Source organism: Psychroflexus aestuariivivens (assembly GCF_004010055.1).
GTDB lineage: Bacteria > Bacteroidota > Bacteroidia > Flavobacteriales > Flavobacteriaceae > Psychroflexus > Psychroflexus aestuariivivens.
The window spans coordinates 36758-63293 of sequence record NZ_RQVT01000051.1; the positions used below are offsets into that span (position 1 = coordinate 36758).

Sequence of the window (26536 nt, forward strand, 5' to 3'; positions counted from 1 at the left end):
TTTAAGTGTGCAAAAGTAAATTTTAATTTCATTTTATGAAACAGCTTTTAACTTGTATAAATATTATTTTTCAAAGTAAATTCCATATATAAAATATCAGAATTAATTTTTTATTTTTTTACAATCGATTATAATTTTCAATTATATTTGATTGATTTTTTAAGCCTTAAATGAATAAACTTATTGTGGTTAGTCAACCCGAAAAATGGCCAATAAAGATGGATCATACGTCCATTATAACTTCACAAGATTACCTGACAAAACCTGAATATGCGAACCTGAAAAATGCGCGGGTTTTCAATCTGAGTGATAAATATAGTTACCAATCCAAAGGTTACTATGTTTCATTATTAGCTGAAGCTAGAGGACATACATCTATCCCTACGATTAGCAATTTAGTCGATCTTGGAGAGAAAAAACTTGTTAAAATAGTTTCTGAAGATTTTGAAGAAGAAATTCAGAAAAGCCTAAAAACAATTAAATCTCAAGAGTTTACGCTGAGTATTTATTTTGGGCAAAACGTTGCCCAAAAGTACCGTGAGTTGAGCAGTTTGATTTTCAGATATTTTCAAATACCGTTTTTGAGAGTGGTTTTCAAACATACTACAAAATGGAACATCAAGTCTATAAAAGCCATTTCAATCTCTGAAATTCCTAAAGATCACTTGGAAAGCATGCATTATTTTGCGTCTCAGTATTTTTCAAAAAAACGCTACGATACACCAAAAGCAAATAAAGCTGAATATGATTTAGCGATTTTAGTTCAGAAAAATGATCCTGCACCACCAAGCAATCCAAAAGCGATCAAAAAATTTATGGATTTGGCAGAGAAAATGAATTTTTACGTAGAATTGATTTATCCAGAAGATTTATACAGATTGTCATCTTTCGATGCTCTATTTATCAGACAAAGCACAGAAGTTAATAATGAAGCCTATGCATTTGCTAGAAAAGCACTTCAAGACGGCTTAGCAATTATCGATTATCCAGATGCTATTTTGAAATGTTGCAACAAAGTTTTTATGGCTGAAGCACTTCAAAAAAATGGAATACCAACACCAAAAACGATTATCGTACATAAAGATAATAAAAATGAAGTGCTAAAAGTCACTGGTTTGCCTTGTGTACTGAAATCTCCAGACTCTACATTTTCATTTGGTGTTAAAAAAGCTAAAACCAAAGAAGAGTTTGAAACTTTGATTACCGAAATGTTTAAAACTTCAGACTTAGTTATTGCTCAGGAATATACGTTTTCTGAATACGATTGGCGGATTGGGATTTTAGACAATAAACCTTTTTACGCTTGCCGTTATTTTATGGCAAAAGGCCATTGGCAAATCTACAACTGGTCTGCAAACAAAAAAGACGATCAAGATGGTAATGCAGATTTTTTTGCCATAGAAGACGTGCCAGAACAAGTGATGAAAGCTGCACTGAAATCAGCAAAAATTATGGGCAAAGGCTTGTATGGAATAGATGTGAAAGAAGTGAACGGTAAAGCTCTCGTTATCGAAATCAACGACAATCCAAATATCGATTTTGGGGTAGAAGATGGGTTGTATGGAGAAGCCATTTACAAAAACATCCTTCAAACTTTAAAAAATCGACTTAACTCTAAACAAGACTCATGACATTTCATCTTTTTGAAGTATTTGGTATCGAATTAGAATATATGCTTGTCAATATTGAAAACGGAAAAATACAAGCTTCCGTAGATGAATTGATGAAACTGAAAACAGGTGAAATCGTCTCTGATGTTGACAACGGAGCTATTGAATGGAGTAACGAATTGGCGGCTCACGTTATAGAAATAAAAACAAACGGACCGACTAAAGATTTAAATTCTTTAGATCAAAAATTCCACCAGAATATTATTGAAATTAATACTCTGCTTGAAACAAAAAATCTGTGTTTATGGTCAACCGCTTCTCATCCATTGATGAATCCAGAACAAGAAATGAAGCTTTGGCAACATTCTTACAGTGAAGTTTACGCACTTTACAATAGAATTTTTGACTGCAAAGGTCACGGCTGGTCAAATGTGCAAAGTATGCATATCAATCTGCCATTTTACGATGATTCAGAATTCGAAAAATTACACGCTGCGATAAGAATTTTACTTCCAATTCTTCCAGGGTTGAGTGCAAGTTCACCGATTTTAGACGGAAAATCAACAGATGTGAAAGATTCTAGAATGAAGTTGTATTTGAGCAATCAAAAACAAATACCTGAAATGACTGGAAAGGTGATTCCTGAGCAAGTTTTTGATTATGAAACCTATAAAACCAAAATTTTTGACCCTATAAACACAGCTATAGCTCCATTTGATTTAGACCATATTTTAGAGCATCATTTTCTGAATTCCAGAGGTGCAATCGCAAGATTTGATAGAAATGCCATAGAAATTCGCGTACTGGATTTACAAGAATGTCCATTGGCAGATATTTCTATCGCTAGTTTTATTGTTGAAATATTAAAAGATTTAGTAAGTGAAAAATACACTTCGCTCGAAGAACAAAAAACTTGGCACGAAACTGATCTCTTTCAAATATTATATCAAAATATTGAAAATGCTGAAGAAGCTGTAATCGAAAATAAAAACTATTTAAAATTATTTGGAATTGAAGCTGAATCTATGACTGTAAAAGATATTTTCAAACATTTATTTTCAAATTTATCTTCTAGATTAGATTCAAGGCATTCTAAAGCTATTGAATTTATTCTGAATCACGGAAGTTTATCCACAAGAATTTTGAAAGCTCAAAACGAAGATTTTTCTGAAGAAAATATTTTAAAAGTGTATCAAAAGATTGGCGTTTGTTTGTCTAAAAACGAAATGTTCCTGCCATGAAGTTAATCTTGACTTGTGAGCATGCAAGTTCAGCAATTCCAAATGAATTCAGTTCAATTTTCAAAAATCACAAAAAAAGACTTCAAACACATGAAGGCTATGATATTGGCGCTTTTGAAATTTTTAAAACTTTAGAACACATAGCTGATTTTTCTTACCATTATTCATGGAGTAGACTTTTGATAGAAGTCAACAGGTCTTTACATCATCCAAGTTTATTTTCAAGTATTTCAAAATCTTTAGCTGATGAAGAAAAACAAAATCTTCAAAATCATTATTACCAACCCTATCGCCAGAGTATTCAAAATAGAATTGAAGAAATAATAAACACTGGAGAAATTGTGTTACATCTTTCAATCCACAGCTTTACACCAATTTTGAATGGAAATATTCGTAATACTGAATTTGGAATTTTATACGACCCAAAGCGCAAACTTGAAAAAGAATGGGCTAAAAATTTTAAAAGTGAATTGAAATCAAATTTTAATAATTTCAGAGTTAGGATGAATTATCCATATTTAGGCAAAGCCGATGGATTCACGACAAGTCTACGAAAAAAATTTCCGAATAATTATATTGGAATTGAACTTGAAATCAATCAAAAGTTGTTCAAAAAACCATTCAATTTTCAAGATTATACATTAAAATTGCAGAATTGTGTTTCAAATTTGAAATGAAATATTTTAAATACTTTAGATTGAAATGACATTAAAATTGGTTTTCGTAATTTTGTAAATCACAAAAATAAAAGACTAATGAATAAAAACACAGTTTTGGCTTGGGCTACATTTATAATGATAATTGTAGGACTTGGTCTAATTGCGCTAGGTGCATTCAGATATAATGAAATTGCAGGTTGGGGTTTTGCGGCAGTAGGTATTGGTTTTTTTGCGATAGCTTGGGTTTTTAACGCGTTAAAAGGAAGGGTTTAAAATAGCATAATGTCAGATTCAACACATAAAAAGCAGTTACTAAAACATTTAAAAGGGAGTGAGGCTTTCAGACCTTTAGAAAATTTTGTAGACGAAATTCCTTTTGCGAAATTGGGAGAGCGACCATACAATTTACCTTATTCTTTTTATGAACTTTTTTATCATGTTGTTTTTGCACAAAAGGATATCTTAGAATATACAATTTCAGAAAATTATAAAGCTTCAAAATGGCCAGACCATTATTGGCCAGAGCAGGAAGCTCCACAAACAGAAAATGATTGGAATAATCTAAAGGAAGAATATTTTGAAGATCGAAAAAAATTAGAAAATTTCATATTAGAACCTGAAAACGAACTTAACGCAACAGTTGAAAATTCTGATAATCATAATTTACTGCGTGAAATTCTTTTAATTATTGAACACACGGCTTATCATACCGGGCAAATGATAATTATATTACGCTTACTTGGACTTTATAAAAAATAGAGTTTAACTTATTTAAAATTCGATATTTAAAAACAAAAAATAGCATAAAAAAATTCAATATGGCAGACGATAAAAAAGTGATATTTTCTATGTCAGGAGTTTCCAAAACCTATCCTGGCGAAGACAAACCGGTTTTAAAGAATATTTACCTGAGTTTTTTCTACGGTGCAAAAATTGGTATTCTTGGTCTCAACGGTTCAGGTAAATCCACTTTGATGAAAATCATTGCAGGAATTGAAAAAAACTATCAAGGCGATGTGGTTTTTTCTCAAGATTATTCTGTTGGATATTTGGAGCAAGAACCAGAACTTGACCCAGAAAAAACAGTTCTAGAAGTTGTAAAAGAAGGCGCTTCGGAAGTTGTTGCCATTCTAGATGAATACAATAAAATTAACGATGATTTTGGATTGCCAGAAGTTTACGAAAATCCAGATAAAATGCAAAAATTGATGGATCGTCAAGCTGTTTTGCAAGACAAAATCGACGCCACCAATGCTTGGGAACTAGACAACAAGCTTGACGTTGCTATGGATGCTTTACGAACGCCGCCATCCGATCAAAAAATAGGAACTCTATCAGGTGGTGAAAAGCGCCGAGTTGCTTTATGCCGTTTACTATTGAAAGAACCTGACGTTTTATTATTAGATGAACCTACCAACCACCTAGATGCAGAATCTGTACATTGGTTAGAACATCATTTGCAACAATACAAAGGAACAGTCATTGCTGTAACTCACGACCGATATTTCCTAGACAATGTTGCTGGTTGGATTTTGGAACTTGATAGAGGAGAAGGAATCCCTTGGAAGGGAAATTACTCATCTTGGTTAGATCAGAAATCTAAACGCATGGCGAAAGAACAAAAACAAGCCAGTAAACGCCAAAAAACACTCGAAAGAGAATTAGAATGGGTGAAAATGGCACCTAAAGGACGCCAAAGCAAGCAAAAAGCAAGGCTTAAGAATTACGATAAATTGATGAGCCAAGATCAAGATAAGCTTGATGAAAAACTTGAAATATATATTCCAAATGGTCCACGCTTAGGTACCAATGTTATTGATGCCAATGGCGTGAGCAAAGCTTTTGACGAAAAGTTGCTTTACGAAAAGCTAGATTTTAATTTGCCTCAAGCAGGAATTGTCGGTGTAATTGGTCCTAATGGTGCTGGTAAAACTACAATCTTCAAAATGATTATGGGCGAAATTGAACCCGATAAAGGTGAATTTAAAGTTGGTGAAACAGCTAAAATCGCTTATGTTGACCAAGCTCATTCTAATATAGATCCTGATAAATCCATTTGGGAAAATTTCAGCGATGGTCAGGATTTAGTGATGATGGGTGGAAAAAAAGTGAATTCTCGTGCCTATTTAAGTCGTTTCAATTTCAATGGAAGCGAACAAAATAAAAAAGTAGAAAAATTATCTGGAGGTGAGAGAAACAGACTTCACTTAGCGATGACTCTCAAGGAAGAAGGAAACGTACTCTTACTGGATGAGCCAACTAATGATTTGGATGTAAATACACTTCGCGCACTGGAAGAAGGTTTGGAAAACTTTGCTGGTTGTGCTGTGGTAATTTCTCACGACCGTTGGTTTTTAGACAGAATTTGTACGCATATTCTAGCTTTTGAAGGGAATTCAGAAGTATATTTCTTTGAAGGTAGTTTTAGCGAATATGAAGAAAATAAGAAAAAACGCCTTGGGGGTGATACCATGCCAAAACGAATAAAATACAAAAAATTGGTTCGATAATTATTACTAACAGATGATCAGTTGATTACAATTCTGACTAAAAATTTAAAGTTGATAAATTCGACTTTAAATTTTTAGTTTACAGAAATCGTAGTATATTTCGGAGTTCAGAAAAACTATGACACAAGAGACAAAGTACACAGAAGACAATATAAAATCACTTGACTGGCGGGAACACATCAGAATGCGTCCTGGTATGTATATAGGTAAACTTGGCGATGGTTCTAGTGCAGACGACGGTGTTTATATTTTATTGAAAGAAGTTTTGGACAATTCTGTAGACGAATTTGTCATGGGATCTGGCAAAACGATTGAAGTTTCCATTCAAAATTCCAGAGTAATTGTTCGCGATTACGGACGTGGAATTCCACTAGGAAAAGTGAAGGATGTTGTATCTAAAATGAATACCGGTGGAAAATATGACACAAATGCATTCAAAAAATCTGTTGGACTCAATGGTGTTGGTACGAAAGCTGTTAACGCTTTGTCCAGTTATTTTCGAGTAGAATCTAATCGCGATGGAGAATCGGTTTCAGCTGAATTTGAACAAGGTAATTTAGTTGAAGAAGAACACCTTCAAGATACTTCACGACGCCGTGGTACAAAAGTTACTTTTATTCCAGACGAAACAATTTTTAAAAAATATACCTACAGAAATGAGTATATTGAAAAAATGCTCAAAAATTACGTCTACCTGAATCCAGGTTTGACTATTGTTTTCAACGGAGAAAAATTTTATTCAGAAGAAGGTTTAAAAGATTTACTAAGTGACAGAATCAGGGAAGAAGATCAGCTTTTTCCTATCATTCATATGCGTGGCAACGATATTGAAGTTGCACTTACTTTTAGTAAAGCTCAATATTCCGAAGAATACCACTCTTTTGTTAACGGACAAAATACAACCCAAGGAGGAACTCATCAATCTGCATTTCGCGAAGCTATTGTCAAAACTATTAGAGAGTTTTACCAAAAAAACTTTGATCCGAGTGATATTAGGAAGTCTATTGTTTCTGCAATTAGCATAAAAGTAATGGAACCTGTTTTTGAGAGTCAAACCAAAACGAAATTAGGTTCAACAGATATGGGTGGTGATTTGCCTACAGTTAGAACTTATATTTTAGACTTTCTAAAACAAAAACTAGATAATTATTTACATAAGAATACTGAAACAGCCGACAAACTTCATAAGAAAATTCTGAGAGCAGAGAAGGAGCGCAAAGAATTGTCTGGCATTCGAAAATTGGCTAAGGATCGTGCTAAAAAATCAAGTGTACACAACAAAAAACTGCGCGATTGCAGAATTCATCTGGGCGATACAAAAAAGGAAAATTATTTAGAAACAACCTTGTTTATCACCGAAGGAGACTCGGCGAGTGGAAGCATCACAAAGTCTAGAGATGTCAACACGCAAGCAGTCTTTAGTCTGAAAGGTAAACCCTTAAACTCATACGGTTTAAGCAAAAAAATAGTTTACGAAAACGAAGAATTCAACTTACTTCAAGCTGCACTGAACATTGAAGATTCATTAGAAGATTTGAGGTATAATAACATAGTGATTGCAACAGATGCCGATGTTGACGGAATGCACATCCGCTTGCTAATTATTACATTTTTCCTTCAGTTTTTTCCAGAATTGATCAAAGAAGGACATCTTTATATTTTGCAAACGCCACTTTTTAGAGTTCGGGATAAAAAAGAAACTTTTTATTGTTATTCAGAAACTGAGCGTCGAGAAGCTTTAAAAAAATTGAAAGGCAAACCAGAAATTACAAGGTTCAAAGGTTTGGGTGAAATCTCTCCTGATGAATTTAAAAATTTCATCGGTGATGACATTCGTTTAGATCCTGTGATGTTGGATAAAGACAAAAGCATTCCAGAAATTTTGGAATTTTATATGGGTAAAAATACGCCAAGTCGCCAAAATTTTATTATTGATAATTTGAGGTTAGAAATAGATTTAGTAGAAGAAATAGTTGATGAAATCGAAGAAGTGAAATAAATATAAAATATTGGTTTTTAATATTTTAAAAGTATTTAAATTAAGTTTTAATTCAAGTAAAATTAATACAAAATATAAACTGATTAAATCAAAAGATTACAATAAAATAATCTAATAATGAGTGATGATTTAGAATTGAATTCTGAAAACCAAAACCCAGATTTGCCGGCTAAAGATGAATCCATCAAGGTAACTGGAATGTTTGAAGATTGGTTTTTGGACTATGCATCTTATGTGATTTTGGAACGTGCAGTTCCAGCAATAGAAGATGGTTTCAAACCTGTGCATAGACGAATTCTTCACTCTATGAAAGATTTGGACGACGGCCGATATACAAAAGTCGCCAATATTGTTGGTCATACCATGCAATATCACCCACACGGTGATGCCAGTATTGGTGATGCCATTGTTCAGATTGGACAAAAAGATTTACTGATTGATACCCAAGGAAATTGGGGAAACATATTAACAGGCGATAGCGCTGCAGCCTCAAGATATATAGAGGCAAGATTGTCAAAATTTGCTTTAGAAGTTGTTTTTAATTCGAAGACAACTGAATGGCAGATTTCTTATGATGGAAGGAAACAAGAACCAGTAAATTTACCGGTAAAATTCCCGATGATTTTAGCACAAGGTGCGGAAGGTATTGCTGTTGGATTGAGTACTAAAATTCTACCACATAATTTTATCGAACTCATTGATGCATCCATAAAACATCTTCAAAACAAACGTTTTTCCATTTTTCCAGATTTCCCAACCGGCGGAGTCGTTGACGTTAGCGACTATAACGATGGCTTGCGAGGTGGAAAATTACGCGTTCGAGCAGAAATTAATGTTCGGGATAAAAACACATTGGTGATTAATGAAATTCCCTATGGAACCAATACTTCAACTCTTATTGATTCTATTCTGAAAGCCAATGACAAAGGAAAAATTAAAATCAAAAAAATAGAAGATAACACTTCTTCGGAAGTTGAAATTTTAATTCATCTTCCAAACAATATTTCACCAGATAAAACAATAGACGCACTGTTTGCTTTTACAAATTGTGAAGTCTCAATTTCACCATTAAGTTGTGTGATTATTGATGATAAACCACACTTTCTAGGCGTTTCAGAATTGCTAAAATTAAGTACTCAACATACAGTCGATTTGCTGAAAAGTGAATTAGAAATTAAGCTCGGTGAACTTGAAGAGCAGTGGCATTTTTCGTCTTTAGAAAAGATTTTTATCGAAAAACGTATTTATCGTGACATAGAAGAAGAAGAAACTTGGGAAGGCGTCATAGAAGCGATAGACAAAGGACTTCAACCACATATCAAACATCTGAAACGCAAAGTGACGCGTGATGATATTGTTCGCTTAACTGAAATTAGAATCAAACGTATTTCTAAATTCGATCTTGACAAAGCTGAACAAAAAATAGAAGCTTTAGAAGGAGAAATTGAAAAAATTAAATTCCACCTTTCAAATCTTATCGATTATGCTATCGATTATTTTAAAGATTTGAAAAGTAAATATAGTGCTGGCAAAGAACGAAAAACTCAAATTAGAATTTTTGAGGATATTGAAGCGCAAAAAGTTGTCATTAGAAATACGAAACTTTACGTCAACAGGAAGGAAGGTTTTGTAGGAACTGCGATGAAGAAGGAAGAATATGTGACCGATTGTAGCGATATTGATGATATTATTTGTTTTACAGAAGACGGTACCATGATGGTCACTAAAGTCGACAATAAAACCTTTATTGGGAAAAACATCATTTACGTTGGTATTTTCAAGAAAAAAGACAAGCGAACAATTTATAATATCATTTATAGAGACGGCAAAGCAGGATACAATTATATGAAACGATTTGCGGTGACTTCAATTACTCGTGATCGTGAATATAGTGTAGGTAAAGGGAAGCCGGGCACAAAAGTCTTATACTTTTCTTGCAATCCAAATGGAGAAGCAGAAGTTGTTAGTATTTTTCTTCGACAGAAGAAAGGCTTAAAACGTTTGCGTTTTGATCTAGATTTTTCTGATATGGCGATTAAAGGTCGTGGAGTGAAAGGCAATTTAGTCTCCAAAATGCCTATTAAAAAAGTTGAATTCAAAGAAGAAGGCGTTTCAACTTTGAAACCCAGAAAAATTTGGTTTGACGAAACTGTACGTCGTCTAAATGTTGACGAGCGCGGAGAGTTGCTCGGCGCTTTCAAAGGTGAAGATAGATTACTCATTGTGAGACAAAATGGAATCGTGAAAACTATTGTGCCAGAATTGACAACGCATTTTGAAAATGACATTGTAGTTATGGAAAAATGGAATCCCAAAAAACCCATTAGTTTGGTGTATTGGGAAGGCGAGAAGGAACGCTATTATGTCAAACGATTTTTGATGGAAAATTCAGACAAAGACGAATTAATCATAACTGATCATCAAGATTCTCAACTAGAAATTATTTCTACAGATTATATTCCTAGAATTGAAATTGAATACAAAAAGCAACGTGGCAAGGATCGTAAGCCTAGTGAAATATTTAACTTAGAAGAGTTTATAGCAGTTAAAGGAATCAAAGCCCAAGGCAATCAATTAACATCAGAACCCGTTAAGCAAATTGATTTAATTGAGCCTTTGCCTCATGAAAGCGACAAAGTAACCGAAGATGATGAAGATAATGAGTCTAAAGATGAAAATCAACAGTCAACACTATTTGACTAAGCAAAATTAATTTTATCTATTCTATAATTTTTGAAACCCGACCTTGTTGGGTTTCGTCTTTTCCTACAATATTGTATTGAAAAGTATAACCGTTTGGTTCAGTATTCAGTATTTTTATACGGATAGGTTGCTTTTCTGAACGACTGTCAGGTTTCAAAGCTTTCAAGATATATTCACAATCATTGACCCAACGAATTGTAGCTGTGTCTACTTTGTTTTCATAAATTTCAATTTCAAGAGAATCGTTTCTAATAAACTTTGTTTTCTTTAATTCACCATCCAAATAGGTTTCAAACTCAAAAGTTCCTGTTTTGAAATCAGCACAATTTCTTTCTTCGTGATAGCAACTCGTCAGTAAGCTTAAGGCAAATATAATAAGCAATGCGCGCATCTTTTTTTTGCAAAATTAATCAAAACTGGTTGAAAAAAATGCTTGTGATTCAATTATTCTCAAAAGCTTCAAAAGTACCATCTTTATAAAAAATCACAATTTTATGAATCGCTTTAGAGTTTGAAGTTATTTTCTGATGTTCAGCTGATACCTGGTTTTTTTGTTCTACATCATGAGAATCTTCTGTAAATTCTAAAGTTTGTTGATTTTCTTTTTTATTCGTTTTTTCCATAGTAGGTGACTCCGATTTTGGAAAATTTCCTTTACCATTTAAAAGCCAATACAATTCGACTTCTTCAAAAGTTGACACTACTTTAAGTACAAAATCTAAACTGGGTTTATTTCTTCCAGATAGAATATGAGAAATAGAAGCACGCCCAACATCTATTTTTTCAGCAAAGGATGATGCCGATAAATCGTAATAATCAAAGATGATTTTAAGACGTTTTGAAAATTCTTCACTGTTTACCATTGTAAACTTTATTAAACTACAGTTAATCCAGATAAGTTGTTACAAATGTAAACAATATAAATCAATTATGCAATTTACATTTGAGAATTCTGTGTTTTTAAACGAACTTATGGTTTAATTGACTACGTTTATTCTTTTGAAATATAGTTAATTAAACTTAAAAATAGTCTAAATAGGATATTTTCCGTTAACTTTTGGATAATGAGTTTATTTGAGAAAGATTTCAGGTTAATTATGTAAACAATTATTTGAATCTGGTTGTTTACAAATGTGTAATTATAAATTTATACATTTGTAAACATGAATTTGAACTTAGATTTTTACAAAAGTATACTTGATAATTATGACCAGTTTAAGGTGAAAAAACTGATTGGTCGTTATTTATCTGAATCAGATTTGTTAGCTACTTTTAAAGATTTGTCGCATCGCATAGAAATTAAAAATGAAGGATTTTCTGTTGAGAAGCGTATTGTTTCATCTTTTAAATTAGGAACAGGTTCCAAAAAGATCTTAATTTGGTCTCAAATGCATGGAAACGAAACTACAACTACCAAAGCTGTGATGGATTTTATCCATTTTTGCTTAGATAGTAAACATACTCAGGTTTCTAAAGAGATTTTAAACACCTTCACTTTAAAAATTATTCCAGTTTTAAATCCAGACGGTGCCTATCGTTATACACGATTCAATGCCAATTCAGTAGATTTGAATAGAGATGCTACAAATTTGAACGAGCCCGAAAGTCAAATTTTGAGACGAATTTTTGAAGAGTTTCAACCTGATTTTTGTTTTAATATGCATGACCAACGAACAATTTTTAGTGCAGGGAATCAAAATAAAAGTGCTGGAGTTTCATTTCTATCACCTGCTTATAATAAGTCACGAGACGTAAATATAACAAGGCAAAAAGCCATGTCTTTAATTGCTTCTGCAAATTCAATTTTACAAAATTTTATTCCAAACCAAGTCGGACGTTATGACGATCAATTCAATATAAATTGTGTTGGGGATTATTTTCAAAATAGGGGCGTACCAACAGTATTATTTGAAGCTGGACAAATTTCTGAAGATTATAAACGGGAGGACACAAGAAAATTTATCCTTATTTCTATCTTGGAAATGCTACTATCAATAATGAATGAAAATTTCAATACATATTCAGAGTATTTTGAAATTCCTGAAAATGAAAAACTCTTTTATGATGTAATTATCCGAAATGTAAAGGTTAATTCAAAAATTAAGGATATAGCTATTCAATATGAAGAAGTTTTGAGCAATCAATCAATCAATTTTGTTCCTAAAATCAATGAAATCAAAGATTTAAGTTCATTTTTTGCACATAGAACAATAGATGCTGAAAATAATTTTTTACAAATTATCGAAGGTGATTCTCTCAATGTTAATAAAAAACTATCAAAGTTTAACATAAGCGATAACGTTTTCGTAGTATAATAAGCTAAAAATATACATAAAGTTGTGTTTTTAATGAATTATTTTCATTATTTTTGCATTTTAATTGTTTAATACTCAAAATAAAGTAAAATGGCAAAGTTTAAGCTAGATGATACGGATCACCAAATATTGAATATGTTGATCGACAATACGAGAACTCCGTTTACAGATATTGCAAAAAAACTAAATATTTCTGCAGGAACTGTACACGTTAGAGTTAGGAAGATGGAAGAAAGTGGAATTATTGTTGGTTCTTCTTTAACGCTAAATTATAAGAAACTTGGATACACTTTCATAGCTTATGTTGGTATCTTTTTGAAAAATACTTCTCAAACACAATTCGTTTTAAATAGAATTGAAGAAATCCCGAATGTTACAGTGGCCCACGTTACAACAGGTAAATTCAATTTGTTTTGTAAAATAAGAGCAAGAAACACAGAACATGCTAAAAATGTAATATTTCAAATAGATGACATTGAAGGTGTGAGCCGAACTGAAACTATGATTTCTTTAGAAGAAAGCTTGAATGATAAAACCAGACTGATGAAATCTATATTTGCAAATATGTAATTCATCAAATTACTTTTAGAATAAAAAAATGCCGTTTCAATTGAGAAACGGCATTTTTTTATTGTTCTTTACTGAAAATTTAGTCCTCTGCCATAGTATGGTAAACATTCTGAACGTCATCATCTTCTTCGATTTTCTCCAATAATTTTTCTACATCTGCTTTTTGATCATCGTTCAGTGGTTTTGTGATTTGTGGAATTCTATCAAAACCAGAAGCTATAATTTCAATATTTTTACTTTCCAATTCTTTTTGAATATCTCCAAAATTTTGAAAAGGAGCGTAAATCATAATTCCATCTTCATCTTCAAAAATTTCTTCGACGCCAAAATCTATCATTTCAAGTTCAAGTTCTTCAATATCAATATTTTCAGAATTTATTCTAAAATTGCAAGTATGGTCGAACATAAATTCAACTGAACCAGATGTGCCAAGATTTCCATCACATTTGTTGAAATAAGATCTGATATTTGCAACTGTACGATTGGTATTATCGGTTGCTGTCTCAACTAAAATAGCAATGCCATGAGGTGCGTAACCTTCATAAAGAAGTGTTTTGTAATCACCTAAGTTTTTATCGGAAGCGCGTTTTATTGCTCTTTCAATATTGTCTTTAGGCATATTTGCAGATTTCGCATTTTGAATAACTGCACGAAGTTTTGCGTTAGTTTCTGGATCAGGACCGCCTTCCTTAACAGCCATAACAATATCTTTACCCAATCGCGTAAAAGTTTTGGCCATCGCAGACCAGCGTTTCATTTTACGTGCTTTTCTAAATTCAAAGGCTCTTCCCATAAGTTTTTTATTTATTCTGCAAAGGCTTCCATTTTGCGATTGTATTCTCTAATTTCAGCTTTGTTGATAGGATTTTCAGGATTTCTGATCAAATTTATGAGATAAATCAAACTTTCCGCACCTGTAATCAACTCAGTATTTTCAGTTTCTTCACTTTCAGACTCTTCTAGTTCATCTTCTTCTTCTGAAATCGGTTCATCTTGTGGAATCGGTATGGCAAAAACCTCGTTTTCATCAATGTGTTCGTAAACTAATCTGAGTGTTTTGGCAACAACCGGCAACTCTTCTTCAACTGCGTAAGGTCGTAATTCTTTCAAATCTTCAACCACAGTTTCTGTGATGAATTTAGAAGTTTCTAATTCTTCGATGATTTTCTTAATTAATTTAGTGGCTTTATTATGTTCCAAGGTTTAAAAATTTTAAAATGATGTAATGCAAAAATAATTTTTAGTTTATATAATAGAGCGGGTTAGGTCAACTATTTTTCACAAATATGAATTAAATATATTTGAAAGTCTACTTTCTTTACAAAAAGAAGATCAATATCTATTTGAAACTGAATTGGAAACATTTAAAAACTTTATAATTTCCTAAAATATTTCTTTAAACCCTTTTATCTCCTTATTTTTGCGAATCTTAAAAAATTAAATCACATTATCAAGAGGGAATTTTATGCTGGAAAAAACCGCAGATAAAACTTTATATGATTATCAAGAAAAAGATCTTCAGAAAATATTTGAACGACTAGAAAACTGTCCGGATAATTACAATCTGTTGTACCAACTTCCAACTGGTGGCGGTAAAACTGTTGTTTTTTCTGAAATTGTAAGACGTTATATTGAAAAAACCGGTAAAAAAGTAATCGTTCTGACACATCGTATTGAGCTATGTAAACAGACTTCGGATATGCTTAAAGGTTTTGGCGTAAGAAATAAAATAATAAATAGTAAAGTAAAAGAGCTGCCTGATGACAACGATTATATGTGTTTTGTTGCCATGGTAGAAACCTTGAACAATCGACTAAATGAGGAGAAACTAAACATGAAAAATGTTGGTTTAGCGATTATAGATGAGGCGCATTACAATTCTTTTACCAAACTTTTTAAATATTTAGAAAAGGCTTTTATTTTGGGCGTTACGGCCACACCTTTGAGTTCTAACATAAAACTTCCGATGCATCGCAATTATCGCGAGTTAATTGTAGGTAATTCTATAACTTCGCTAATAGACAAAGGTTTCCTGGCAAGAGCCAACATGTACAATTATGATGTAGGCTTAGGGACTTTACAAGTCGGAATTACAGGAGATTACACCGTGAAATCTTCTGAAGATTTATATACAAATCTGGATATGCAGGAAAAGCTTATTCAGGCATATGAAGAGCGTTGTAAAGGAAAGAAAACACTGATTTTCAATAACGGAATCAATACATCTTGGTATGTTTATCAGACTTTTAAAGATGCTGGTTACGAAATCAAACATCTTGACAACACACACAATAAGCAGGAGCGAAGATCGATTTTGAAATGGTTTAGAGAAAAACCAGATGCTATTCTAACTTCCGTAAGTATTTTGACAACCGGTTTTGATGAACCAACAGTAGAAAATATTATTTTAAATAGAGCGACAAAATCTTTGACATTATATTTTCAAATGATTGGACGTGGATCAAGAAAACTTCCTGAAAAAGACAGTTTCAATGTGATTGATTTAGGAAATAATGTTGCCAGATTTGGACCTTGGGATGCACCAGTCGATTGGCAGCTTATTTTCGAAAATCCAGATTACTTCCTGGACAATATGATTTCTGATGAAGAGATTGAACTCAATTTCAAATATGAAATGCCGGAAGAAGTCCGTGAAATGTTTAAAAATTCTGAAGATGTTGAGTTTGATATTCGCAAACGTTACAATGAAACCGTTAATAATGGTGAAAAATCTAAATTGGTTTTAGAAGAATCTATAGCACAACATGCCAAGATGTGTGCAGAAAATTCTGAAGATGTGTTTGATGCTAGAATTTTAGCAAGAGAATTGAAGGACGATATTAAAGACCGAATCAAGCGATATTCCAATTGCATAATCAACAATACTAAAAACTATAGAGATTGGCTTTACGAAGATTATGCGCGTAAATTGCGTGTTAAAATCAATGAGCACTTTATGGATTAAACAATAAGTTTTAAGGACAAACACAAAAGACGCTTCCTCAAGCGTCTTTTGTGTTTTATAAGAATAATTTTAAGCTCAGAATAAATTTAATCTTGAACTAATTTAGAATTTAACCAATAAAATTACATAGCTCCAAAAATAATAAAACCGTAAATAGCAAATCTTACCAGTCGTAGAATTCCATATAATAAAAAGCTGCCAAACGGAAATTTGATTATACCTGCAGCCATACTTGATACTGCAAAGGGCAGAGGAAGCAATGCACCAACAATGATTAAAATACCACCCCATTTTCTCATATTTTTGATGTGTTTATGCATTTTTACTTCTAAAAACACAAAAACAGATGGAATACTTGCAATTCCACGACCGACAAAATATGAAATAACGCCGCCAAGGTAGGATAAAACTGCAATTATACTGAGAAAACCCCAAGGCGAAACAGATTTCCCTGCCCATGCGATAAATATTTCCGGGGGAATGAGACCTAGTATAGATTCAGAGGCAAAAAATATTGCAAAAACACCGATTGGAGGAAAATTTTCTGTGGCATATTCCAACATCGTGTTGACATCCAACACAAAAAAATGAATACCTAATAAGATTGCAATAAAAATTATTATTGGTGGAGCAGCTTTCAAAAGGCTTCTGCCTAGAAAGCTATAAAATCCAGTGTAAGTATAGTATTGGTGAACTAACTTCCAGTGTGGTTTTTTGTTTTGTTTTTTTTTCTTTTTTGTCATAATCTTTCTAATCTTGCAAAAATAAACCTATATAATCTTCAACCAAGATTTTAACGGATCAAAAGATTTAAGTATTTGTTAAATTATTCAAGCTCTACACTAGGCACACTTTTGATTCGCTGTGCATTTAGTAAACAAAGAGATAAAAACCCAAACATAGATAACATAATGTTTTTGATGCTTAGGTCTGCATCAATCATCAGCCCTATTAATAAAGGGCCGAGAGCTGTGCTTATAACCATAAACATAGTGAACAAGCTACGAATAGCACCGAGTTTTTCAATACCATAAACTTCTGCGAGTATGGAAGATTTTATCGTTCCAGACATTCCAACTGTGATTCCCATCATCAATAAAAATAGCAAAGCACCAAAAATACTACTCATAAATGCAAAAGGTAATAAGCCTAAAGTAATTGGCAATAAATAAAATCTAAACATTTTTTTAGCCGTAAATTTATCTACCCAAATTCCACCAGCCAAAGAAAATATAAGTCTTGTAATAGCATATCCAGTGAAAAAAGCGGCATAAAGTTGTGGAGACCATTCTTTTTGAGCCACAAAAACATACTGATAGAAAATTACAGCAGTTACAGTAAAACTCAAAGCAAAGCTAGTTGGCATTAGAATCAAAAACCGCCTGTCCTTTATTATATTTCCAAAATCTTTAACCAAGCTTACAGAAGACGGCTTACCTATCGATAATTGTTTGTTGAAATGTGATAAATCGGTGTACTTTAGTTTAATTAAGTACAATAATAAGAAAATCCCTGAACCAATCATTGCCCAACGCCAGTCAAACCAAGCGATGATAAAGGTAAGTAGCAACGGCAATATCATTTCACCAGTAGAATAGCCCAAAGTTGAAAAGCTAATGGCTTTACCACGATTTTTATCGTAAAATTTAGATAAAATTGTAAGACTAATATGGCTTAACATCCCTTGACCAGTCAATCGCAAACCAATTAAACCAATAAAAATAAAAGCTATATGATAGGAAACACCCATTAAAATTGAAGAAAGGGCTAAACATATAATTGTGAAAGCTGTTACTTTTTTTACAGAAACATGATCAACGGTATGACCGATGGTGAGCATTATTACAGAAGCTGAAACAGTACAAATGGCATAAATAGCACCAAAACTTCCTTCTGTAATTTCAAAAGCTTTAGAAATATCTGTGACATAAAGAGATATCAAATAAGTTTGACCAAAACTTGATAAAAATGTAAGTAACCATCCGAAACTCAACTTTTTGAAATTGCCTTTAATGAAGTAGAAAAATTCTTTCATTTAGAAGTTTCATCGGTTTTGAAAGAAATACTTTTCACATCATGACCCGTCGGTGCTTCGTAGGTTTCAAGGTCAAAGTAGGGGATGGCTGCTAAAAGATGGTCAAAAATTCCAGCCATAATTCTCTCGTAATTTATCCAAGCTTTGTCACTCGAAAAGGCATAAATTTCCAGTGGAATGCCTTGTGCGGTTGGTGGCAATTGCCTCGTCATCATCATCATTTCTTTATTAATATCTGGGCGAGTGGCTAGATATTCATCAACATATTGTCTAAAAGCACCAAAATTGGTTTGGTTTCTCCCGTTGATTGCTAAACTTTTATCAATATTTTGTTCATTATTGAATTGATCAATTTTAGATTGTCTATCGGTAATGTATTCCGTAATCAATTGAATTTTTTGAAGATTTTCAACATCAGATTCACTTAAGAATTTGATACTGTTTGCTTTTATTAAAATTGAACGTTTTATACGACGTCCACCAGAAACACTCATCCCACGCCAGTTTTTAAACGAATCAGAAATTAAATAATAAGTTGGAATAGTGGTAATGGTATTGTCAAAATTTCTAACTTTTACTGAAGCTAAATTTATTTCAAAAACATCGCCATCTGCGCCGTATTTTTCCATCGTAATCCAATCGCCTAATCTTACTGTATCGTTTACTGTGACTTGAATACTGGCTACAAAACCCAAAATTGTATCTTTGAATACTAAAAGTAATACTGCTGAAAATGCACCAAGTGCCGTAAGGAATTTTAGCAGTGGTTTTCCAGTTATTATTGAAAAGATTATAATGACTCCTATAATCCAAACTACTATCATAAATACCTGAATGTAACTTTCTATAGGTTTGTCTTTGAAGGAATTGATGGTTTTTAGAAAGTCTTTAATCGTCATTAAAACACTACGAATTACCCAAATAATGATAACTGCCACGGCAACATTTAGAGTTTTTTCTAAATAGATTTCATATTCTGGAAAATCAATTAGTATTTTCGGAATTAAAGCAGAGACTAACGAAATCGTTATTAAGTTTGAAAGGTAGATAAACGTCTTATTCTGAACTAAATAGTCGTCAAAATTTGTTTTAGTTTTAGAGGCTAATTTATGTACGATTTGAAGCGAAAAATACCTTAAAAGTTTAAATACAATATAGCTGGCAATGAGAACTATAATAATATTGATCGTCAAATTCAAATACATTGCGGTTTGGTCGGTAATGTGATCTTGTGACTTGAGTAAATTGTAGAAATATCTAGCTAAAGATTCTCTTTCCATGTCTTCGAATTTTATGCAAATTTACTAATAATCGCTTAGCTTGATTAGTAATTGTATTTTAAAAAAATGATTATTTCTTTTTACCAAATAAGCGATTGAAAAATCCTGGTTTGTCCTTGTTTTCGTCCTCATCTTCAAATTCTTTTTCTACTTTATCTTTTCCGAATATCCGTTTGAAAAATCCGTCACGCTTGACATCTTCACAGTCAAGTTGTGCTTTTTGTTTTTGACTCAAATCAGGGAATTTTGATTTTGTAATATCATCAAAACTATTGTCTTGACTCATTTCACGATACATATTAGCAAAAATTGGTAATGCTGAATTGGCGCCCTGACCAAGCCTTGTAGATTTAAATCCAATTTGGGAGTTATGACCAACCCAAGTAATATTGACCAATTTTGGAGTGACAGCCGCAAACCAACCGTCTTTGTTATTTTGAGTTGTACCAGTTTTCCCAGCAATATCTTGAGTTAATCCGTAAGTTGATCTAATTCTTTTTGCTGTACCTTCATTTACTACATTTTCCAACAAGGCTAAAATAAGTCGATTGTTAGCATCGCTCAAATTTGATTTTGAAGTAGTTTCCGGTTTAAATTCAACTAAAACTTTACCATTTTTATCAGTGATTTTATTGATGAAATACAACTTAGGCACATTTCCTTGATTCAAAAATGAAGCGTAAACTTTAGCTAACTCTTTGATATTCATGTCTGAGACACCAAGCGCCAACGAAGGTTTTTCTACTAAATCCGAGGAGACACCCATACTTTCAGCCATTTCGATAGTGGACTGAATTCCAGTTGATTCTAAGACTTTTACACTAACTGTGTTTAGTGAATTCGTAAGCGCAGCTTTGAAAGAGTAGTTCAAATGTGGATCTTCCTGCTCAGATGAATTTTTTGGTGACCAATTATTTTGATCCGTGTATGTTACCGCTTTAGCTGAAAAATAATCGCAAGCTTGGATGCCAGATTCTAAAGCTTCTGCATAAACAATTGGCTTAAAAGTAGAACCCACTTGACGCTTGGCATTTTTTATAAAATCGTATTTTGAAATCCGATAATCACGTCCGCCAACATAAGCTAAAATCCCACCAGTTTTAGGATTTACACTTAAACTAGACGCATTAAGTTGTTTTAAGCTTTGCTTTAAGCTGTCTATCTTAGATTGTTTTCTTACAATGAATTGAGTGCCATCAAAAATTTCGATTTGTCTTTGTTTTTTGAGGCTGTCTAGAATTTGAGATTCACTTAAGTTTTCTTGCTTTAGCTTTTGGTAATACTTAGTTTCTTTAGCTTTTTCTAAAATAAAACTTTGTTTATTCCATGGAGCGCTCGAAGCATATTCTTCTTCAAACTGTGGTTGCAATTCAGATAGATGATTTTGGATTGATTGTTCAAGTATTTGTTGTTGTTTCAAATCTAAAGTAGTGTGAATGACCAATCCATCTTCATATAAACTATAAGAATTTCCACTACTTTTTTCAATAGAATCTAAAATTTTCTGAACTCTACTTTTAATCAATTCTACAAAATAAATGTCTTTATAAGATTCAGCTTTTGAAAAATCCAAATCAATTTTATTAGACATGGCTTGATTCGCTTTCTCATTTGAAACGTATCCATACTTTAGCATTTGAGTAATAACAACATCTCGTCTCAACTGACTGCGTTCAGGGAATAACCTAGGGTTATAAGAATGGTTAGCTTTTAAGGTTCCTACCAATGTTGCAGCTTCAGAAAGATTCAATTCTGAAGTGGGTTTACTAAAAAATTTCCGAGATGCACTTTCTATTCCATGTGTATTTCCGCTGAAAGGCACTGTGTTGAGATACATTTTTAAGATATCTTCTTTTGAATATACGGATTCAATACGTTTGGCGACAATACTTTCTTTTAACTTATTAACTGGCATACTGAAAATACCATAATTTTTTCTGCCATATAAATTTTTGGCCAATTGAAGTGTAATCGTGCTGCCGCCACCTGAAGATTTATCTCCAGCTAAAATTGTTTTAAAAAAAACGCGTAAAAGACTCAAATTATCTATCCCATCGTGCTCATAAAACCTAGCGTCTTCAGTAGCCACCAAAGCATCAATTAGATGCTGTGGGAATTCTTTAAAATCAATTGATTGTCTGTCGAATTTATAAACTTTATCAATGATTTTTTGATTCTTATCTAAAATTATACTCGCTTCAGCTTGTTCAATATTTTTTATATCTGCTATATTTTCAACTTTCCCCCAAAACCCAAAATATACACTTCCGAAAAAAGCAAAAAATAATGAAGCGATCACTAATATGAATAAAGCTAAAAACTTTAATATTCGTTTCCGTAATGTTTTTTTCTTTGTTTTTTTCTTTTTCATTTTAAATCTTCTATGAATTGTCAAAAGTATAATAATATCAATAGATTTCAGCGTTAAATATTTTTAAAACCCACGACAAATTTTGATTTAGATTGTAACTTTCGGTTGAATAAATTTTAAAAATTATTATGATGAAAAATAAAACAGCATTTATAACCGGTGGAAGCAAAGGAATTGGTTTTGGAATTGCTGACGCTTTGATGAAGCAAGGCGTCAATGTAGCAATTACGAGTCGATCTCAATCTTCTGCAGATGAAGCTGCAAGTTTATTGAATTCAAATAATTCTGGTGCAAAAGCTTTGGGAATTGAAGCTGACGTAAGAGAACTTGACCAACAGACGAAAGCGGTAGATGAAGTATTATCAGAATTCGGACAATTGGATTATGTAATTGCCAACGCTGGTTTAGGACATTATGAAAGTGTGGAAGATTTAACTGAGAAGCAATGGCGAGAAACTATTGATACTAACTTAACTGGCGTGTTTTTCACGATAAAATCTACTGTAGATGCTTTGAAAAAATCCAAAGGTTACTTTATTAGTATTTCAAGCTTGGCAGGCACTAATTTTTTCCCAAATGGTTCGGCTTACAACGCTAGTAAATTTGGTGTAACTGGCCTTACCCAAGCAGTAATGTTAGATTTGAGACATCATGGTATTAATGTTTCTACAATTATGCCAGGTTCTGTTGCAACACATTTTAATGGAAATACGCCTGATGAAAGCGATGCTTGGAAAATTCAACCAGAAGATATTGGTGAAATTGTAGTTGATTTGTTCAAGATGAATCCGCGGTCTTTGCCAAGTAAAATTGAAGTTAGACCATCACAGCCACCTAAAAAATAAATGGCAATCTAGGATTTATAATTAAAAAAGGCTTTTGTAAATTACAAAAGCCTTTTTTAATTATTGAAATCTATTCAATTAACCTAAATATTTTTTCAACATTTTATTTTTTGACTGGTGTTTTAGTCGTCTAATTCCTTTTTCTCGGATTTGTCTAACGCGTTCTCTGCTCAAATCGAAAGTATCACCAATTTCTTGCAGTGTCATTGCTGGTTGATTTCCGATGCCATAATTCAGCCTAATTACGTCAGCTTCACGTTGAGAAAGTGTTTCTAAAGCACGATTAATTTCTATACTTAAAGAATCTCTCATCAACTGATCATCTGGCGTTGGCGATTCTGCAGAACTCAATACATCATATAAGTTAGAATCGTTTTCGCCTTCTTTGAATGGTGCATCCATAGACAAATGACGTCCTGAATTTTTTAAAGCAACTTTAACTTGAGATTCACTCATATCCAATTCTTTAGCAATTTCAATTGCTGAAGGTGGACGTTCATTAACTTGTTCTAGATGTGAATATGTTTTATTGATTTTGTTGATTACGCCAATTTTGTTCAGCGGTAATCTTACGACACGAGATTGTTCTGCTAAGGCTTGTAAAATGGATTGTCTAATCCACCATACAGCGTAAGAAATAAATTTGAAACCACGAGTTTCATCAAAACGTTTAGCAGCTTTTACCAAGCCAACATTACCTTCATTTATTAAATCAGGAAGTTTAAGTCCTTGATTTTGATATTGTTTGGCAACAGAAACGACAAACCTGAGATTAGCATTAGTTAATTTTTCCAAAGCTACCTGATCGCCTTCTCGAATACGCTGAGCCAATTCTACTTCTTCTTCAGCAGTAATCAAATCAACCTTGCTAATATCTTGCAAATATTTGTCAAGTGATTTAGATTCGCGGTTGGTAACTTGTTTGGTAATCTTTAGCTGTCTCATATATAGTTTATATAAAATTAATAACTGAAATCTTGCTATATTACGAATTTAAACTGATAAAGTCAAGTTTTATTGCTTTTAAAATACCAGTTTTCAGCAAATTATAATTTCTTTAAGAAGAAACCAAAATAACAGACCAAATAAAGATCAGAGACCATTGGAGTGCGCGCCACCAATTTCCTTTTTCTAGACGTCTCACAGACTCAGACATGTTTATTTGCTTGGTCAAGTTCCTGTGTAAAGGAACAAAATATAGAAAAGTACTAATCCATGTAGAAATTACAAGGATAAAATATACAAAAAGTTTCCATTCTGTAACTGAAAATAAAATAAAAGTCGCAATAGTAAGCTGGATAAACATCAAGGGTGCAACAATCATTGAAAATTTTGGTAAATAATAATGATGCCAATTAATTAGATTTTTTCTCCCAAAAAATCTAAAGCTAGGATATATAATTAGTTGGACAATCCAAATTAAAATAAACAAACCAAAATCAATAATTATGCGAATAATATCGATATTTAAAAAAAAATCTTTCATATATATTTTAAAAGTATTTACGAGATCAAACTAAATTTGGTTTAATCCAAATCCTGAATTAAAACTTATAATTCACAAATTCATTTAGAAAGGCTAGCAAATATAGGCTTTATTCGAAATAAATATTTTTAATAAAATTTATTTTAACATAAAAAAAGCACAGCTAGATATTCGGCTGTACTTTTTGATCTAAGAAAACTTGGTAATTATTTTTCCCATTTGAATTCAGCAAACATATCGTCAACTTCTGGTTCAGAAATATGATTGATATAGTTGCTCATCGTTTTCATACCAACGCCAGTTATTACGCCAGCAACGTGTTTTTCTGTATAACCAACTTCGAATAATTTATCTGAAGTTTCTTGACTTGGATAACCGCGTTCTTTGACCACAGATTTCGTGAATTCTGAAAGCGCATTTAGTTTAGAATCTGGCAATTTTTCTTCTGCTCTTATTGCATTTATAATGTCATCTGAAACATCGCTTTGATTTTTTGCAAGAAAACTATGCGCTGCAACACAGTAGTGACAAGCATTTTCAATAGCAGCAGATAAAAGGATTATTTCTTGTTCTTGGGTAGTAAAACCAGAATTTTCCCTAAAAGTTTGATCAGCTTTAGTATAAGCATCGAGTAGGGAAGGGTTGTTTGCCATTTTCTTGAACATATTTGGAATCATACCCATTTTATTTTTGGTATTTTCCAGAATATTTTTAGCAAGTTCCTCAACAGTTTCAACGTTTTGATCTTGAATATTCATAATTTTATTTTTTTGATTATTATCAAAATAGTCGTAAACCCTTAAGATACATTACAAAAAAAAGCGGTTGCATGAATTTCACGCAACCGCTAGAAGTAAAATATATTGTTTTATTTAATTTCGACTAATTCTAAATCAAAAGTAAGATCATGACCAGCAAGTGGATGATTGGCATCAACAACGATGTGATCGTCTTTAACTTCTGCCACTCTCAATTGTCTTTCTGTCCCGTCAGGATTTTGAGAAACTAAGCCCATACCAACTTCTGGTTTAATTTCTGCTGGCAATTGCTCCTTACTTACTTCTTGAAAAAGTTCTTTTCTAACTTCACCGTAAGCTTCTTCCTTAGGAATTTCAATTGTTTTCTTTTCGCTTTCCTTCATATTTAGAACACCTTCTTCAAATCCTGGAATCAACATGCCTTCACCTAAAGTAAATTCAATAGGTTCTCTTTCTAAAGAACTATCAAAAACTTGACCGCTAGAAGCAATTTTTCCAGTGTAGTGTACTTTTACTGTGTCTTTTTCTTTAACTTGACTCATAAATAATTAATTTATTGATTTTAAAATAATTACAAATAAATTGTAATTTTATGCAAATGTAAGATTTAGGCTTAGAAACTCAATAAAATGTTCGTTTTATTTGTTTTTTTAAAAGAATTTTAACCTTATTTGTTCTGTTTTCTTTCATTATTAATTCATTTTTGGAACAAATATTAATGTTTATCAAATTAAATTTGATATTTTTCAAGTATTCTATTAATTTGAGGAAAAAAAATGAGCGAAAAATCTAAAAAGCCGGATCAAGTTGTATATAATGAAGATTCTGAAAAGTATGATGCTGGTTTGTTACCATATGCTACCAATTCCGGAGCTCCTAAGATTACAGCTACAGATCTGACCGGCTGGAAAAATGCAAATGTCAGTAAAGTGAATCACCAAATTGAAACCGAATTTGAAGCACTAAAGTCGAAATATGAAGAATTAATGCTTCAATATGAATATAATCACCTGATTTACAGTGCTGAATTTAGTTTTGAGCCAATTGTTGGTAAAATTTATCATTTGTATGAGAAATCCTCAGGAGCAATTTTTCTGTCTATCATTTCTCCCAATGAATGCAATTTTGATTTCAAAGGTAGTTTCAAATTGAATGAGGATAAAATGTGGATTCGGATTGATAATTAAAT

General features: G+C 32.4%; 25 protein-coding genes. 13 read left to right on the forward strand and 12 right to left on the reverse strand.

The window, feature by feature from the left end; all coding sequences use genetic code 11:
- Window positions 1–170 precede the first annotated feature (170 nt).
- The 8 genes from EIG86_RS10510 (at window position 171) to EIG86_RS10540 (ending at window position 10722) form a co-directional block, all read left to right on the forward strand.
- The gene (locus tag EIG86_RS10510; RefSeq protein WP_127846134.1) at window positions 171–1631 is read left to right on the forward strand and encodes a RimK family protein; all 1461 of its coding nucleotides are present in this window, start codon (window positions 171–173) and stop codon (window positions 1629–1631) included.
- Window positions 1628–2851: a glutamate-cysteine ligase family protein gene (locus EIG86_RS10515; RefSeq protein ID WP_127846135.1), complete on the forward strand. Its 1224-nt coding sequence runs from the start codon at window positions 1628–1630 to the stop codon at window positions 2849–2851. Before EIG86_RS10510 ends, EIG86_RS10515 begins: the two co-directional genes overlap by 4 nt.
- Window positions 2848–3528, forward strand: coding sequence for an N-formylglutamate amidohydrolase (locus tag EIG86_RS10520; protein ID WP_127846136.1), 681 nt, complete (start codon window positions 2848–2850; stop codon window positions 3526–3528). Before EIG86_RS10515 ends, EIG86_RS10520 begins: the two co-directional genes overlap by 4 nt.
- A 78-nt stretch (window positions 3529–3606) precedes the next feature.
- Window positions 3607–3783: a CAL67264 family membrane protein gene (locus EIG86_RS14190; RefSeq protein ID WP_192901730.1), complete on the forward strand. Its 177-nt coding sequence runs from the start codon at window positions 3607–3609 to the stop codon at window positions 3781–3783.
- A 9-nt stretch (window positions 3784–3792) separates the two neighbouring features.
- On the forward strand, window positions 3793–4269 hold the full coding sequence (locus tag EIG86_RS10525) for a DinB family protein (protein WP_127846137.1): 477 nt from the start codon (window positions 3793–3795) through the stop codon (window positions 4267–4269).
- A 59-nt stretch (window positions 4270–4328) separates the two neighbouring features.
- Window positions 4329–6020: an energy-dependent translational throttle protein EttA gene (ettA, locus tag EIG86_RS10530; protein WP_127846138.1), complete on the forward strand. Its 1692-nt coding sequence runs from the start codon at window positions 4329–4331 to the stop codon at window positions 6018–6020.
- A 118-nt stretch (window positions 6021–6138) separates the two neighbouring features.
- Window positions 6139–8019 (forward strand): DNA topoisomerase IV subunit B, encoded by a 1881-nt coding sequence (locus EIG86_RS10535; protein ID WP_127846139.1) that lies wholly within the window; start codon window positions 6139–6141, stop codon window positions 8017–8019.
- A 117-nt stretch (window positions 8020–8136) separates the two neighbouring features.
- Window positions 8137–10722 (forward strand): DNA gyrase/topoisomerase IV subunit A, encoded by a 2586-nt coding sequence (locus tag EIG86_RS10540; RefSeq protein ID WP_127846140.1) that lies wholly within the window; start codon window positions 8137–8139, stop codon window positions 10720–10722.
- Between the two features lie 16 nt (window positions 10723–10738).
- Here the strand turns inward: EIG86_RS10540 and EIG86_RS10545 are convergent, their stop codons facing one another.
- Both EIG86_RS10545 and EIG86_RS10550 read right to left on the reverse strand, forming a co-directional pair.
- Window positions 10739–11113 carry a DNA topoisomerase IV gene (locus EIG86_RS10545; RefSeq protein ID WP_127846141.1) on the reverse strand — a complete coding sequence of 125 codons (375 nt, stop codon included), beginning with the start codon at window positions 11111–11113 and terminating at the stop codon, window positions 10739–10741.
- 49 nt (window positions 11114–11162) lie between these two features.
- Window positions 11163–11585, reverse strand: coding sequence for a helix-turn-helix transcriptional regulator (locus EIG86_RS10550; RefSeq protein ID WP_127846142.1), 423 nt, complete (start codon window positions 11583–11585; stop codon window positions 11163–11165).
- Between the two features lie 300 nt (window positions 11586–11885).
- Between EIG86_RS10550 and EIG86_RS10555 the strand changes: the two genes are divergently transcribed.
- The gene (locus tag EIG86_RS10555) at window positions 11886–13037 is read left to right on the forward strand and encodes a M14 family zinc carboxypeptidase (protein WP_127846143.1); all 1152 of its coding nucleotides are present in this window, start codon (window positions 11886–11888) and stop codon (window positions 13035–13037) included.
- Window positions 13038–13127: 90 nt separating this feature from the next.
- Window positions 13128–13607: an Lrp/AsnC family transcriptional regulator gene (locus EIG86_RS10560; RefSeq protein ID WP_127846144.1), complete on the forward strand. Its 480-nt coding sequence runs from the start codon at window positions 13128–13130 to the stop codon at window positions 13605–13607.
- 79 nt (window positions 13608–13686) lie between these two features.
- On the opposite strand, the gene EIG86_RS10565 is transcribed toward EIG86_RS10560, so the two are convergent.
- Window positions 13687–14400 carry a YebC/PmpR family DNA-binding transcriptional regulator gene (locus EIG86_RS10565; protein ID WP_127846145.1) on the reverse strand — a complete coding sequence of 238 codons (714 nt, stop codon included), beginning with the start codon at window positions 14398–14400 and terminating at the stop codon, window positions 13687–13689.
- An 11-nt stretch (window positions 14401–14411) separates the two neighbouring features.
- Window positions 14412–14807: a hypothetical protein gene (locus EIG86_RS10570; protein ID WP_127846146.1), complete on the reverse strand. Its 396-nt coding sequence runs from the start codon at window positions 14805–14807 to the stop codon at window positions 14412–14414.
- Window positions 14808–15072: 265 nt separating this feature from the next.
- On the opposite strand from EIG86_RS10570, the gene EIG86_RS10575 reads away from it, so the two are divergent.
- Entirely contained in the window at window positions 15073–16572 is a 1500-nt protein-coding gene (locus tag EIG86_RS10575; protein WP_127846147.1) for a DEAD/DEAH box helicase, read from the forward strand.
- A gap of 122 nt (window positions 16573–16694) precedes the next feature.
- Here the strand turns inward: EIG86_RS10575 and EIG86_RS10580 are convergent, their stop codons facing one another.
- From EIG86_RS10580 to EIG86_RS10595, 4 genes are all read right to left on the reverse strand, one after another.
- Window positions 16695–17315 (reverse strand): YqaA family protein, encoded by a 621-nt coding sequence (locus EIG86_RS10580; protein WP_127846148.1) that lies wholly within the window; start codon window positions 17313–17315, stop codon window positions 16695–16697.
- Between the two features lie 83 nt (window positions 17316–17398).
- On the reverse strand, window positions 17399–18607 hold the full coding sequence (locus EIG86_RS10585) for an MFS transporter (protein WP_127846149.1): 1209 nt from the start codon (window positions 18605–18607) through the stop codon (window positions 17399–17401).
- Window positions 18604–19887, reverse strand: coding sequence for a mechanosensitive ion channel family protein (locus tag EIG86_RS10590; protein WP_127846150.1), 1284 nt, complete (start codon window positions 19885–19887; stop codon window positions 18604–18606). The genes EIG86_RS10585 and EIG86_RS10590 overlap by 4 nt, the downstream gene beginning before the upstream one ends.
- Before the next feature lie 70 nt (window positions 19888–19957).
- Window positions 19958–22258: a transglycosylase domain-containing protein gene (locus tag EIG86_RS10595; RefSeq protein WP_127846151.1), complete on the reverse strand. Its 2301-nt coding sequence runs from the start codon at window positions 22256–22258 to the stop codon at window positions 19958–19960.
- 131 nt (window positions 22259–22389) lie between these two features.
- Between EIG86_RS10595 and EIG86_RS10600 the strand changes: the two genes are divergently transcribed.
- Complete coding sequence (locus EIG86_RS10600; protein ID WP_127846152.1) at window positions 22390–23103, forward strand: SDR family oxidoreductase; 714 nt, start codon at window positions 22390–22392, stop codon at window positions 23101–23103.
- Window positions 23104–23181: 78 nt separating this feature from the next.
- Here EIG86_RS10600 and EIG86_RS10605 read toward each other — a convergent pair whose 3' ends face one another.
- From EIG86_RS10605 to EIG86_RS10620, 4 genes are all read right to left on the reverse strand, one after another.
- Complete coding sequence (locus EIG86_RS10605) at window positions 23182–24048, reverse strand: sigma-70 family RNA polymerase sigma factor (RefSeq protein ID WP_127846153.1); 867 nt, start codon at window positions 24046–24048, stop codon at window positions 23182–23184.
- Window positions 24049–24160: 112 nt separating this feature from the next.
- A complete protein-coding gene (locus EIG86_RS10610; RefSeq protein WP_240032208.1) occupies window positions 24161–24427 on the reverse strand; it encodes a hypothetical protein in 267 nt (88 codons plus the stop codon).
- A gap of 368 nt (window positions 24428–24795) precedes the next feature.
- A complete protein-coding gene (locus tag EIG86_RS10615) occupies window positions 24796–25347 on the reverse strand; it encodes a carboxymuconolactone decarboxylase family protein (RefSeq protein ID WP_127846154.1) in 552 nt (183 codons plus the stop codon).
- A 110-nt stretch (window positions 25348–25457) separates the two neighbouring features.
- The gene (locus EIG86_RS10620; protein WP_127846155.1) at window positions 25458–25889 is read right to left on the reverse strand and encodes an FKBP-type peptidyl-prolyl cis-trans isomerase; all 432 of its coding nucleotides are present in this window, start codon (window positions 25887–25889) and stop codon (window positions 25458–25460) included.
- A gap of 234 nt (window positions 25890–26123) precedes the next feature.
- Here EIG86_RS10620 and EIG86_RS10625 point away from each other — a divergent pair, with 234 nt between their 5' ends.
- Window positions 26124–26534, forward strand: a complete 411-nt coding sequence (locus tag EIG86_RS10625) for a DUF2452 domain-containing protein (protein WP_127846156.1) — start codon at window positions 26124–26126, stop codon at window positions 26532–26534.
- Window positions 26535–26536 lie beyond the last annotated feature (2 nt).

Excerpts from the sequence above, each read along its gene's own strand:
- EIG86_RS10510 (WP_127846134.1), top strand. The coding sequence starts at position 171 with ATGAATAAACTTATTGTGGTTAGTCAACCCGAAAAATGGCCAATAAAG.
- EIG86_RS10515 (WP_127846135.1), top strand. The coding sequence starts at position 1,628 with ATGACATTTCATCTTTTTGAAGTATTTGGTATCGAATTAGAATATATG.
- EIG86_RS10520 (WP_127846136.1), top strand. The coding sequence starts at position 2,848 with ATGAAGTTAATCTTGACTTGTGAGCATGCAAGTTCAGCAATTCCAAAT.
- EIG86_RS14190 (WP_192901730.1), top strand. The coding sequence starts at position 3,607 with ATGAATAAAAACACAGTTTTGGCTTGGGCTACATTTATAATGATAATT.
- EIG86_RS10525 (WP_127846137.1), top strand. The coding sequence starts at position 3,793 with ATGTCAGATTCAACACATAAAAAGCAGTTACTAAAACATTTAAAAGGG.
- ettA (WP_127846138.1), top strand. The coding sequence starts at position 4,329 with ATGGCAGACGATAAAAAAGTGATATTTTCTATGTCAGGAGTTTCCAAA.
- EIG86_RS10535 (WP_127846139.1), top strand. The coding sequence starts at position 6,139 with ATGACACAAGAGACAAAGTACACAGAAGACAATATAAAATCACTTGAC.
- EIG86_RS10540 (WP_127846140.1), top strand. The coding sequence starts at position 8,137 with ATGAGTGATGATTTAGAATTGAATTCTGAAAACCAAAACCCAGATTTG.
- EIG86_RS10545 (WP_127846141.1), bottom strand. The coding sequence starts at position 11,113 with ATGCGCGCATTGCTTATTATATTTGCCTTAAGCTTACTGACGAGTTGC.
- EIG86_RS10550 (WP_127846142.1), bottom strand. The coding sequence starts at position 11,585 with ATGGTAAACAGTGAAGAATTTTCAAAACGTCTTAAAATCATCTTTGAT.
- EIG86_RS10555 (WP_127846143.1), top strand. The coding sequence starts at position 11,886 with ATGAATTTGAACTTAGATTTTTACAAAAGTATACTTGATAATTATGAC.
- EIG86_RS10560 (WP_127846144.1), top strand. The coding sequence starts at position 13,128 with ATGGCAAAGTTTAAGCTAGATGATACGGATCACCAAATATTGAATATG.
- EIG86_RS10565 (WP_127846145.1), bottom strand. The coding sequence starts at position 14,400 with ATGGGAAGAGCCTTTGAATTTAGAAAAGCACGTAAAATGAAACGCTGG.
- EIG86_RS10575 (WP_127846147.1), top strand. The coding sequence starts at position 15,073 with ATGCTGGAAAAAACCGCAGATAAAACTTTATATGATTATCAAGAAAAA.
- EIG86_RS10580 (WP_127846148.1), bottom strand. The coding sequence starts at position 17,315 with ATGACAAAAAAGAAAAAAAAACAAAACAAAAAACCACACTGGAAGTTA.
- EIG86_RS10585 (WP_127846149.1), bottom strand. The coding sequence starts at position 18,607 with ATGAAAGAATTTTTCTACTTCATTAAAGGCAATTTCAAAAAGTTGAGT.
- EIG86_RS10590 (WP_127846150.1), bottom strand. The coding sequence starts at position 19,887 with ATGGAAAGAGAATCTTTAGCTAGATATTTCTACAATTTACTCAAGTCA.
- EIG86_RS10595 (WP_127846151.1), bottom strand. The coding sequence starts at position 22,258 with ATGAAAAAGAAAAAAACAAAGAAAAAAACATTACGGAAACGAATATTA.
- EIG86_RS10600 (WP_127846152.1), top strand. The coding sequence starts at position 22,390 with ATGAAAAATAAAACAGCATTTATAACCGGTGGAAGCAAAGGAATTGGT.
- EIG86_RS10605 (WP_127846153.1), bottom strand. The coding sequence starts at position 24,048 with ATGAGACAGCTAAAGATTACCAAACAAGTTACCAACCGCGAATCTAAA.
- EIG86_RS10610 (WP_240032208.1), bottom strand. The coding sequence starts at position 24,427 with ATGATTGTTGCACCCTTGATGTTTATCCAGCTTACTATTGCGACTTTT.
- EIG86_RS10615 (WP_127846154.1), bottom strand. The coding sequence starts at position 25,347 with ATGAATATTCAAGATCAAAACGTTGAAACTGTTGAGGAACTTGCTAAA.
- EIG86_RS10620 (WP_127846155.1), bottom strand. The coding sequence starts at position 25,889 with ATGAGTCAAGTTAAAGAAAAAGACACAGTAAAAGTACACTACACTGGA.
- EIG86_RS10625 (WP_127846156.1), top strand. The coding sequence starts at position 26,124 with ATGAGCGAAAAATCTAAAAAGCCGGATCAAGTTGTATATAATGAAGAT.